Annotated in this window: 12 protein-coding genes; 8 read left to right on the forward strand and 4 right to left on the reverse strand. The window is 36.3% G+C overall.

Annotated features, from left to right (window positions below; all coding sequences use genetic code 11):
* On the forward strand, window positions 1–558 hold a 558-nt coding region (gene map, locus RTL21_RS21685; RefSeq protein WP_312099048.1), incomplete at its 5' end, for a type I methionyl aminopeptidase.
* Window positions 559–792: 234 nt separating this feature from the next.
* On the opposite strand, the gene RTL21_RS21690 is transcribed toward map, so the two are convergent.
* Window positions 793–1,017 (reverse strand): DUF1128 domain-containing protein, encoded by a 225-nt coding sequence (locus RTL21_RS21690; protein WP_312099050.1) that lies wholly within the window; start codon window positions 1,015–1,017, stop codon window positions 793–795.
* Window positions 1,018–1,172: 155 nt separating this feature from the next.
* Between RTL21_RS21690 and RTL21_RS21695 the strand changes: the two genes are divergently transcribed.
* The 3 genes from RTL21_RS21695 (at window position 1,173) to RTL21_RS21705 (ending at window position 3,127) form a co-directional block, all read left to right on the forward strand.
* Window positions 1,173–1,646 (forward strand): low molecular weight protein-tyrosine-phosphatase, encoded by a 474-nt coding sequence (locus RTL21_RS21695; protein WP_312099052.1) that lies wholly within the window; start codon window positions 1,173–1,175, stop codon window positions 1,644–1,646.
* Window positions 1,647–1,702: 56 nt separating this feature from the next.
* The gene (locus tag RTL21_RS21700) at window positions 1,703–2,071 is read left to right on the forward strand and encodes a YtxH domain-containing protein (protein ID WP_312099053.1); all 369 of its coding nucleotides are present in this window, start codon (window positions 1,703–1,705) and stop codon (window positions 2,069–2,071) included.
* A gap of 234 nt (window positions 2,072–2,305) precedes the next feature.
* Window positions 2,306–3,127, forward strand: a complete 822-nt coding sequence (locus tag RTL21_RS21705) for a YihY/virulence factor BrkB family protein (RefSeq protein WP_312099055.1) — start codon at window positions 2,306–2,308, stop codon at window positions 3,125–3,127.
* A 262-nt stretch (window positions 3,128–3,389) separates the two neighbouring features.
* On the opposite strand, the gene RTL21_RS21710 is transcribed toward RTL21_RS21705, so the two are convergent.
* From RTL21_RS21710 to RTL21_RS21720, 3 genes are all read right to left on the reverse strand, one after another.
* Complete coding sequence (locus RTL21_RS21710) at window positions 3,390–3,932, reverse strand: GNAT family N-acetyltransferase (RefSeq protein WP_312099057.1); 543 nt, start codon at window positions 3,930–3,932, stop codon at window positions 3,390–3,392.
* 99 nt (window positions 3,933–4,031) lie between these two features.
* On the reverse strand, window positions 4,032–5,963 hold the full coding sequence (locus RTL21_RS21715) for a heavy metal translocating P-type ATPase (RefSeq protein WP_312099058.1): 1,932 nt from the start codon (window positions 5,961–5,963) through the stop codon (window positions 4,032–4,034).
* A gap of 187 nt (window positions 5,964–6,150) precedes the next feature.
* Window positions 6,151–7,326, reverse strand: a complete 1,176-nt coding sequence (locus tag RTL21_RS21720; RefSeq protein ID WP_312099059.1) for an MFS transporter — start codon at window positions 7,324–7,326, stop codon at window positions 6,151–6,153.
* A gap of 239 nt (window positions 7,327–7,565) precedes the next feature.
* On the opposite strand from RTL21_RS21720, the gene cax reads away from it, so the two are divergent.
* From cax to RTL21_RS21740, 4 genes are all read left to right on the forward strand, one after another.
* On the forward strand, window positions 7,566–8,630 hold the full coding sequence (gene cax, locus RTL21_RS21725; RefSeq protein WP_312099061.1) for a calcium/proton exchanger: 1,065 nt from the start codon (window positions 7,566–7,568) through the stop codon (window positions 8,628–8,630).
* A 379-nt stretch (window positions 8,631–9,009) separates the two neighbouring features.
* On the forward strand, window positions 9,010–9,669 hold the full coding sequence (locus tag RTL21_RS21730) for a YczE/YyaS/YitT family protein (protein ID WP_312099063.1): 660 nt from the start codon (window positions 9,010–9,012) through the stop codon (window positions 9,667–9,669).
* A gap of 100 nt (window positions 9,670–9,769) precedes the next feature.
* Entirely contained in the window at window positions 9,770–10,594 is an 825-nt protein-coding gene (locus RTL21_RS21735) for a YfkD famly protein (RefSeq protein ID WP_312099065.1), read from the forward strand.
* A gap of 96 nt (window positions 10,595–10,690) precedes the next feature.
* A complete protein-coding gene (locus RTL21_RS21740; protein ID WP_312099067.1) occupies window positions 10,691–10,837 on the forward strand; it encodes a hypothetical protein in 147 nt (48 codons plus the stop codon).
* The last annotated feature ends 9 nt before the right edge of the window (window positions 10,838–10,846 follow it).

Consider the following 10,846-nt stretch of genomic DNA (forward strand, 5'->3'; position numbering starts at 1 on the left):
GCGACATGTGCAAGTATTAATGATGAAATTTGTCACGGTTTTCCAAGGAAAGACCCATTGAAAAAAGGGGATATTGTAACAATCGATATGGTTGTTAATTATAATGGTGCATTGGCTGATTCTGCATGGACATATGCGGTGGGAGAAGTATCACCAGAGTTACAGAAACTAATGGAAGTGACAAAAAAAGCATTGTATGTGGGAATTGAACAAGCTAAGCCTGGAAATCGAATTGGGGATATTGGATTTGCTATTCAACAATATGTAGAGGAACAAGGATTCTCTGTTGTTCGAGACTTTATCGGCCACGGCATTGGAAAAGCAATTCATGAAAAACCAGAAGTCCCTCATTTCGGATTAGCTGGCAAAGGACCGCGGATAAAAGAAGGCATGGTATTTACGATTGAACCAATGGTCAATGTCGGCGATTATAAAATGAAAATGGATAACAATGGATGGACTGCAAGAACAATAGACGGTAAGCACTCCGCACAATATGAACATACAATTGCAATCACGAAAGAAGGTACCATTATACTTACAGATCAAGATGCTTGATCTGTAGTTTGTACATAAAGAAAATATTAGGCGGGAAGAAAGAAGTTTTTTAAGGTTGATGTCATACTCAATTACTTAAGGATAGAGCATTTGAAAGAAAGCCAATTTAACTCTTGCATTTTAACAACTGGCTAACAGATAGGATCATTGAATTTCGTGAAGGTAAGACTCAGTTCAACTACTATCAGAGTAAATGGAAAAAATCCTACTGATAATAGTTGAACTTTGCTTCTCTTATTGCTTACGTAAGCTTCCTAATTCTTCGGCAATAGCCTGCATTTCATTTGGACTAAAGGAATCTCTCTTCATTACATGCTCATAAATTTCTTTAATGTCATCATAAAGATTTTCGTCGAAATGAGTGGATTTAATGGCACCTATGTTTAATACTTTTAACTTCTCTTTTATTTTTTCAATCATGAAATTTACGTTTTCGGCGGTTTTATTTTCTAAATTCATACCTTTCCCCTTTCTTGGACAATAAAGTTGTTCTATTCATCTTTTCATGCAAACATAGAAATGTCAATATAGACTGTGATTCGCAAAAATAAGATATTTAAAATCAAATAAAAAGGAAATAAAGTATGTAAATAAAAAAATGGAGGAAAATAAAAATGAAAGTACGTGTTTTATTTATTTGCTTAGGAAATATTTGCCGTTCCCCTATGGCTGAGGCGGTATTCCGTGACTTAGTCGAAAAAGAAGGATTGCAAGAGAAGATTGTTTGCGATTCAGCTGGAACAGGTGGATGGCATACTGGGAATCCGCCACATCATGGAACAAGAGCTATCCTAAGGGTAAATAAGATTAAGGATACGGGGATTTATGCTCGCCAGCTGGTGGATAAGGACTTAGAAGAATATGATTATCTCATTGCAATGGATAACAGTAATATTGGAAATATTAGAAAGCTAAATGAAATGCTAGATGACACAAAGGTACGCCTTTTAATGGATTACACGGACCATTCAACGGGAAAAGAAGTACCAGATCCATATTATACAGGTAATTTTGATGAGGTTTTTGCATTAGTGAAGGATGGATGTGAAGGATTGTTAAGGGAGATAAAAAAGAAGTATGCTTTATAAGCAAACCTATCCCATCCTTCAATAGTCAATAAAAGAAGGGCGGCAGGAAGATGAAAATGAGTATCTCAAAAGGTCTTTTTATCGGAAGTCTTATTGGAACGGCGATCAGTTTGCTGGACAAGCAAACAAGGCAAAATGCAGTTACTAATATACAGCATGCAAAAGATACTGTAACAGACTTTGATCAAATGTCATCTAGTCTTAATAGGACTGCAGAAAAAATAAAAAAATCAGCGCTGAAAATTTCTGATGATGCTGCGTTTGTAAAGAAACAATTGGAAGAATTAAAAGGGATAACACCGGTGGTAGCAACCATTATCCACGATACGAAGGAAGCCTTTTTCAATGGTGACACTAAAAATCAGGAAAGAAAGCTTGTTTCTAGCATACACTATTTACCTGAGACAGAATCAAGTATAAGATGAATTTTCAATTGATACTGTGTAACGTAAACAAGCAGTTTTTATGAACTATATCTAGTTAATGGCCTAAATGATATAGATTTCTCTATCCGAAATATCATTTAGGCTACATTTGCTTGCGGCAAAAGAAATGCTTTTTCCCGATAATTAAATGCTCTTTATCAGAGGATATGTTTTTAATTGTACTTTAAAGGGCAATAGACATACATAAAAGAACTGTTAGGACGGTGATTTTGTATGGGAGAGGTCATTCAATTTATAAAGGTTCTCATCAAGAAAATCCAGCAAGATAGTGTATTTGATCTCGCTGCACAATTATCCTATTATTTCCTTTTGTCTATTTTTCCATTACTCATTTTCGTTATGACGCTCCTTCCTTATCTTCCTATTACAAAAGAAGATTTATTAGGAGTGGTCGATGGATTTGCACCTGGAGACATTATGGATACTATTGAAACAAATATTGATCAAGTGTTAAGCAGAAATGTTAGTCTTTTATCATTCGGGATTATCGCAACAATATGGTCTGCTTCAAATGGTCTAAATGCGATCATGAAGGCGCTAAATAAAGCCTATGATGTGGAAGAAACTAGATCTTTTCTTGTTGCAAGAGGAATGTCTATTTTGCTGACGCTTGGAATGATTGCAGTCGTAGTAGTAGCATTACTGTTACCAGTGTTTGGAGAACAGATAGGCATGTTTTTATTTTCCCAATTTGATTTAACAGAGGAATTCTTATCTATGTGGAACACATTAAGATTTCTTGCTTCGCCCATTATTTTATTTATTGTATTTCTTGCCCTTTATTGGGTTGCCCCTAATAAGAAACTTAAGTGTATTTCCGCAATTCCAGGAGCAATTTTTGCAGCGATTGGCTGGGTACTTGCCTCCTTGGCTTTTTCCTATTATGTTGGGAACTTTAGTAATTATTCGGCTACCTATGGAAGCATCGGAACGATTATTGTGCTAATGATTTGGTTTTATATAACAGGAATCATTATTATACTGGGTGGGGAAATTAATGCTTATTTCACGGAAAGAAAGAAAGAGCCTTGTTAATAAATCCGTAATTTACCTCCATAAAAGAAGACAAAAAGTACAAACTATTAGAGGGGAAAACAATTAATAAGGAGGAATTAGGATGACTAAGCATACAAAAAAAGATGGTGGCACAAAACAAAAAGGTAAAAGCAAGCCAAAGCATAAAACATCAGGATCTGCTAACGGGCAAAACGGCTATCACTAAGCTTTAAGCGAATAAATGAATGCTCCCATTATAGCTAGCTCTATGATGGGAGTTTTTTTGTTTGCTGAAAACTTACTATTCGTTCTTACGAATAGTAAATCCGTAGTGTGGCATATCCACGCCATAACTGTGGCGAATTTCTCTTCCACTTATTGTCATTCCATTACGAATGGCCACATTCATGGAGGAAATGTTAGTATCACGTATGATGGAATAGACTTCATCGGCTTTCAGCTTTTCAAATGCATAATTTTTGGCTTCTCTTGCTGCTTCAATGGCATAACCTTGATGCCATGCGTCCTTTCGGAGTAAATAGCCTATTTCTAGTACAGACTTTCCAGCAAAATTCTGATAGGTTAGGCCACATTGACCAATCATCTCATCCGTTTCTTTTAATACCAATCCCCATAAACCATGACCAAAATCCTTGTATCGTTCTAATTGACGATTTAACCAATTAAGTGTCTCTTCATCACTAAAGGGATGTTCATAGGCATACATAACATGAGGATCTTGAAGGATTTGAGCTAATGCGCCTAAATCAGAAATTGTCATTTCTCGTGCATATAATCTTTCTGTTTCAAAAATCATCATTAACCACTGCCTTTCGTAAAACATTTAAACACTACTGGTTCCAATTTCACTTTATCATAGGGAGAAAGATAAGCGCAAAAACTCAAATCTACTTTAAGATTTGAGTTTTAGAATGGAATTGTTTCAGTTTTTAAGCAAACGTAAGCTATTTAAGATAACCAAGATTGTACTTCCCTCATGTCCGATAACGCCAAAAGGAAGAGCAACGATTTGTAAGAAGTTAGAAACAATAAGAAGCATAATAACAGAAATAGAAAAAATGATATTTTGTTTAATAATCCGATTCATTCGTTTTGATAAATGAATCGCCTCTGCGATGCGAGGTAAATCATTTTTCATTAATACGACATCTGCGGTCTCTAAGGCAACATCTGTCCCTTCTCCCATCGCAATTCCTACATTTGCAGTAGCGAGAGCTGGAGCGTCATTAATTCCATCCCCAACCATTGCAACGATTCCGTATTTTTCTTTCATTTCTTTCATCGAAGTGACCTTTTTTTCTGGCAGGCATTCGGCGATATATTCATCGACATGGCTTTCTATGGAAATTGCTTTCGCGGTTTTTTCGCTATCGCCTGTTAGCATAACAGTATAAATGCCGGTTTGTTTTAAGCTCTCAATGGCTTCCTTCGATTCTTCCCGGACAACATCCTTTAATGCAATTAATGCAATTATTTCTGCATTTTTTTGGACAAATACAGCTGTTTTTCCTTCCTCGGATAATTGATCATACACACCTTGATGAAAAGTTTTGGCTTCTTTTTCTCCCACAAAAGCTGCTTTTCCGATTCGCCATTCTGCATTATTCATGATTGCTGTAACGCCCCAACCAGAATTATCCTGCATACTTTCTGGCTGCTTTAACATTTCTTTATATTCCTGCTCGGCATATCGAACAATAGCTTTTGCTAAGGGATGATTTGAATGGCGTTCAATACTAGCCGTTATCTGGATAATCTCTTTTTCGGTAAATTTTTCATCGACAATCACATTCGTAACGACCGGCATTCCCTTTGTTAATGTACCAGTTTTGTCAAAAGCAATGGCTCTTACATGGGCAAGATTTTCTAGATGAACGCCACCTTTAAAAAGAATTCCTGCTCTTGCTCCGTTTGAAATTGCAGATAAGGTAGCTGGCATAATGCTTGCTACTAATGCACAAGGGGATGCTACAACTAAAAAGATCATTGCTCGATAGAATGTTTCATTCCAAGACCAGTCTAGAAGAAAATGGGGAAGAAACATTAATAGGACAACGATAGACAAGACAATTTTGACATATGCTCCTTCAAATTTTTCGATAAAGGCCTGAGAAGGAGATTTCTCACTTTGTGCTGATTGAATTAATGTAATAATTTTTTGGAATAATGTTTCGTCTGAATGCTTTGTGAGTATCACGGTTATGGAGCCACTAATATTTACGGTTCCTGCCAGTACTTCATCATTTATTCCCTTCGCTAGTGGTATCGATTCACCTGTAATAGCTGCTTCATCAATGGAGGTTGTTCCTTTCATTATTTTCCCATCTACGGGGATTCTTTCTCCTGGCTTAATTAAAATCGTGTCTGAGACCGTAAGAGAGGAGACTGCAACAATTTGTTCACGACCATCAGGGAGTATTTTTATTGCTTCTTCAGGTTGTAAATTCATGAGTGCAGATATTTCCTTGTTGCTCTTATTCATTGTATAAGTCTCTAACGCGCCACTTACAGCAAAGATAAATATTAAAATCGCTCCTTCTGCCCAGTATCCGATAAGGCAAGAACCGATTGCTGCAAAAATCATTAGCATTTCGACGTTTAATTCTTTATTTACAATTGTCTCTGTGATGCCTTCCTTTGCTTTGGCATATCCGCCAATCACAAAAGCAAGTAAGTATGAAGCGATAGAAATGGATGAATAATCAAAATGGCGTAAGACCCATCCTATAACAATGAAAATGGCACTTATACCGGCAGCAATAAGCTCGAAATGAGGAGATAGCTTTGCGAATAAAGATGGCTTCACTTCTACATTGGATGGTACAAAGGATTTTAATTCCGTTTCTGTAGACATTTTCGTTTTCCTCCTTTAGATAACTAAGTTTATGGAGTATCTTATTGAGAGAGAGAATCAACTTCAATACCCTTAAAAAACACGAAAGCTGCCACCTAAAAAGGTGACAGCATAAAAAACGAATAGAAATAATTTTTGATATTTAATTTTATATGATTATCCTACCACATATTGTATGTGCTGAACATCATTTTGCCTCTGCTAAACGATGATTTTTTCTTTCTTTTTTTCCAAAGAAAAAAATGATCATACAAACAATAAAGAGGATGGAAGCTATCACTACAAAATAGCTAATATGCTGGAAATATTGAATAAATACGCCTCCCAAATAAGGACCAATTAAACTACCAATACTAAAAGCCATTCCACATAGAAGATTTCCAGTGGGAAGAAGATTGTTTGGAACTAAATCGGTCATATAGCTAATTCCTAAAGAGAAGGTAGAGCCAACCGCCATTCCAGCAAGGAATAGACAAATGATTAAACCAATTAAATAGGCTTCCAGTATACTTGCGAAAGAAAAGCAGACGGTTCCAATCATTAAAATCGTTACAAGCGTCCGTCTTCTGCCGTATTGATCACTAATCATTCCTAAAGGAAGCTGAAAGACAATCGCTCCTATGGAGAAGGCAGTGAGTAAAAAAGAAATTTGGACAACGGTTAAGTCAATTCTTAACCCGTAAACCGGAAAGCTTGAGTTTAAGCTAGACTCCAAGAAACCATAAGCAAGTGGTGGAAGAAAGGCAATCCATGCATATTTCATTGCACTAGAGAAGCGTTTCATTGTATCCATAAATGAATTGGTTTCAATCGTTTGTTCTGGGAAATCATTTTTAATCCATAGAATAAAAACCCAAGCAATAAAGCACATAGTAGATGAAAGAATAAAAGGAAGAGATTCATTTACTTTTACTAATGGTGTTAATAATGGCCCTACTGCGAATCCAATTCCAAAGAAAACACCGTATAGAGAAATGTTTCGTCCACGCTTATCCTTAGGTGATGCCGTAGTTATCCATGTTTGCGTAGCAAAATGGAGGGAGTGATCACCGATGCCGATACATAAACGAAGAAGGAACCAAAACCAAAATGTCTTCCATAGTGGAAAAAGTGCTAAAGATAGGATGACAACTAACCCGCCAAAAATAATTACAGGTTTATACCCATATTTACGCAAAGGATATTCCATAAAAGGAGAAATAAGAAGAATCCCTATATAGAGTCCTACAGCATTTAATCCATTTAAACTAGAAGAAAGGCCGTCATTTTCAAAAATTACTGCTATTAATGGAAGCAGCATTCCTTGACTAAATCCTGAAATACTGACAATGCTAATTAATACTGCGAATTTTTTATTGTTCATATGTATACTCCCCAATGTTTTACCTGATGACAATATTTAGTCTCCCTAAACGATGTTAAATGGGATTGAACAGTATTGCAATAGATTTTTTTTTGGGAATAAATAAGTTAATTCCTAATCGAGAAAAGAAATAATTTTTTAGAAATTGGTTATATTTGGGCGGAGTAGCTGTATAATAAGTTTAGTCTCCGGTTGGATGGGAAATTATATGAAAGTGATAGAAGAAAGGAAGCGAAAAAATGGTTAATAAAATATTCATGATAGCAGCTTTTATAGGGGTGCCATTATCGGTAATTGGTTCTTTGCTCCATTGGTCAAGTATTCTTTTGTTTGTTATTTACTGTCTTACAATCATTGCTTTATCTAGCTTTATGGGGAGAGCGACAGAAAGCTTGGCGATTGTTGCTGGTCCGAGAATTGGTGGATTATTAAATGCTACTTTTGGTAATGCGGTAGAATTAATCATTGCTATTTTTGCATTACGCGAGGGGTTAACGGAAGTAGTATTAGCATCCTTAACTGGTTCTGTACTAGGGAATTTATTGCTTGTAGCAGGTTTGTCCTTCTTTATGGGGGGATTAAAGTATAAGAGACAACAATTTAACGTTTATGATGCTCGTCATAATTCTGGTCTGTTGATATTCGCAGTAATCGTTGCATTTGTTATTCCAGAAGTATTTACCATAGATATGAATGAAGAAAAAACACTTTCATTGAGTATCGGAATAGCTATTATTTTGATTTTATTATATGTAGCAGCATTATTGTTCAAGCTTGTCACTCACCGCGGGGTTTATCATGTCGAAAAGAATGGCGAAAGTGGGCATGGTCATGAGGAGACTCCAGAATGGTCTGTGAAAAAAAGTATTACCATTTTGGCGATTGCAACAATAGCTGTTGCTTATGTATCAGAAAACCTTGTACATACCTTTGAGGTAGTAGCAGAGTCCTTTGGGTGGTCAGAGCTGTTTATCGGAATAATTATTGTTGCTATTGTTGGGAATGCAGCAGAACATGCTTCAGCTGTTGTAATGGCTTATAAGAACAAGATGGATATTGCTGTTGAAATCGCCATTGGATCCACACTGCAAATCGCAATGTTTGTCGCACCATTATTAGTGCTAATTTCTTTATTCTTCCCAAGCGGAATGTCATTAGTTTTTACCCTGCCAGAACTTATTAGCATGGCAACAGCGGTGTTATTAATGGTGAGCATTTCAAATGACGGAGAGACGAACTGGTTTGAGGGAGCAACATTGTTAGCTGCTTATGTGATTATGGGAATTGGATTTTATTTACTCTAAAAAATCAATATACAGAAAATAACAAGGCCTAGCCGCTTTCTTTACAGCGGCTAGGCTTTCTTGCGTGAATCCACCTCTCTACTATTCAAAAATAAGTCTTTTATAAGTATTCGTTGATTTAAATATGTTGTTTAGGGAATCTATCATGTCGCTTCCATCGGATCACCAACCTCTTTTCCTTTTATTGTTTAGATAAAATGCTGATTGATGAATATTCAAAGGTTTTTATTTTCCTCCTTTACTAAAATACAAGCGATCTAAATAGCTACCCTCCTTTTATTTGGTACCCTTATTATACAATAATAATTAATAAATGTAAATATTCTGATTATTTTATTTTGTGATAAATGGACAAGTTTCAAGCTTCTAATGCATATGAATGGAAGTAGCGAAAAAAGCATGGATAGAGAAAGGAGATAAAAGGGGAATGTCACTGTTTTTTCGATGCCTTTTCTATGTTGGTGGGCTATTTATATTAGCATTTGGGGCTACTTTGACAATTAAAGCAAACTTGGGAGCCGGTCCTTGGGATGCGCTTAATGTAGGACTATCTCATTTAGTAGGTCTAACAATAGGTAGCTGGATTGTTATTGTAGGAATCATCCTTATATTCGTTAATGCTTTCCTTTTACGCAAAAAGCCCAATTTATTATCCCTTGCAACGGTCTTTATTCTCGGGTTATTCGTTGATTTCTGGATGGCTCATCTCGTCAATCAGCTCCATTATTTTATGTTTATGAGCCAATTGCTATTACTTATTACTGGATTAGTTATTATTGGTTTAGGCATAGCTCTCTACTTGCAATCAGAATTTCCTTTAAATCCGATCGATCATTTTATGGTTACAATTCAAGAAAGATTCGGTGTTACGCTTATGACGGCCAAGTTAATCGGGGAATTACTTGCTTTAGTTTTTGCTTTTTTAGTAAATGGACCAATTGGACTTGGTACACTAATTATCGCTTTTGGGCTCGGTCCAGCGATTCAATTCTTCCATCCGTACTGCTCAAAATTAACAGGGAAATTTGTTGTGAAGTAGAAGGCAGAAAAAAATTATTTTAATAATGGATAATCTAGGCGAACTCCGAAAAAAATAATCATAGTTATGGATGATTATTTGAAGGGAGTTCAAACTGGTTATGTATAAGAAAATAACGATTGTGCTTTTATCTTTTTTCTTAATGCTTCCAATGTTAACTTATGCGGAAAAAGCAAAAGAGAAAGAAAAAGAAGAGAATTTACCGAAATCCCAAATTGTTACGATACCAAATTCAGTTATGAATATTACAAAAGAAAATACGTATCCGAATCCGACTCAAGATGTACCCAAGCTGCAGCCTAGTGAATTGACGCAGCAGCTTATTGATTCTACCAAGGTGAAGATCGATAATCCAGATTTAATCCGCATGCTGAATGAATCAACAGTAAATAGCACGCCATTCGCCTTAGGATATAAAGCGATTGTGTATTTAGGCCAATGGCCACTTAACTATGAATCGACGGAAACAGCCCCGAATTGGGAATATCAAAAAATAAATACCAATTTTTACGATAACCGCGGAGGCAAATCACCATATCAAATTCATTATGTGCAAGAATCACAGAAAACGGTGAGAGGTGGTTTAACAGCCAAGGTGCCAAATGCAGAGCAAGTAAGGAAAATGATGCTAGTAAAGGCAACACAAAATTCAGGACTATCTCTAGCATTTGAAACGGTAATCGGTACAGGGACAAAGAAAGATCAAGTCTACAATATTCCACCTAAAAGACTTGGGTATTTATATGGATACGCTCCTGCAGTCAATGAAAAGGGGAAAGTGACATATGGAGAAGTTTATATAATGCTTAAAGGAAGCAAAAAATCAATTGTCGTTAAAAATGTAACTTCTCAAGGAATTGGTGCATGGATTCCAGTTCAGGATCATGTTTCCTTTGGATTTTTGGCAAGTGAAAGACCAAAATAACTGTCAATGGGAAAAGGCTGACTGTGGATGTCAGTCTTTTTTTGTGGGAGTTGTGGGGCGGGGAAGTGGAGAAAGTGGTGTTCGTGAGGTGGAGGAATGCGGAAAAAGCAGGGGAAAGAAGGAAAAGTGGTTTTCATAAACCGGATGAACGCCAAAAAGCAGGAGAAAAAAGGAAAAAGTGGTTTTCATAAGGTAGACGAACGCCAAAAAGGCTGGAGGAAGAGGGAAAAGTGGTTTTCATAAGGTGGATGA

Source organism: Niallia sp., assembly GCF_031978665.1.
Lineage (GTDB): Bacteria > Bacillota > Bacilli > Bacillales > Cytobacillaceae > Niallia.

Coding starts and splice junctions, on each gene's coding strand:
- RTL21_RS21700 (WP_312099053.1), top strand. CDS start 1,703: ATGAGTATCTCAAAAGGTCTTTTTATCGGAAGTCTTATTGGAACGGCG.
- RTL21_RS21735 (WP_312099065.1), top strand. CDS start 9,770: ATGTATAAGAAAATAACGATTGTGCTTTTATCTTTTTTCTTAATGCTT.
- RTL21_RS21690 (WP_312099050.1), bottom strand. CDS start 1,017: ATGAATTTAGAAAATAAAACCGCCGAAAACGTAAATTTCATGATTGAA.
- RTL21_RS21730 (WP_312099063.1), top strand. CDS start 9,010: ATGGAAGTAGCGAAAAAAGCATGGATAGAGAAAGGAGATAAAAGGGGA.
- RTL21_RS21710 (WP_312099057.1), bottom strand. CDS start 3,932: ATGTTTTACGAAAGGCAGTGGTTAATGATGATTTTTGAAACAGAAAGA.
- RTL21_RS21720 (WP_312099059.1), bottom strand. CDS start 7,326: ATGAACAATAAAAAATTCGCAGTATTAATTAGCATTGTCAGTATTTCA.
- RTL21_RS21705 (WP_312099055.1), top strand. CDS start 2,306: ATGGGAGAGGTCATTCAATTTATAAAGGTTCTCATCAAGAAAATCCAG.
- RTL21_RS21740 (WP_312099067.1), top strand. CDS start 10,691: ATGCGGAAAAAGCAGGGGAAAGAAGGAAAAGTGGTTTTCATAAACCGG.
- RTL21_RS21695 (WP_312099052.1), top strand. CDS start 1,173: ATGAAAGTACGTGTTTTATTTATTTGCTTAGGAAATATTTGCCGTTCC.
- RTL21_RS21715 (WP_312099058.1), bottom strand. CDS start 5,963: ATGTCTACAGAAACGGAATTAAAATCCTTTGTACCATCCAATGTAGAA.
- cax (WP_312099061.1), top strand. CDS start 7,566: ATGGTTAATAAAATATTCATGATAGCAGCTTTTATAGGGGTGCCATTA.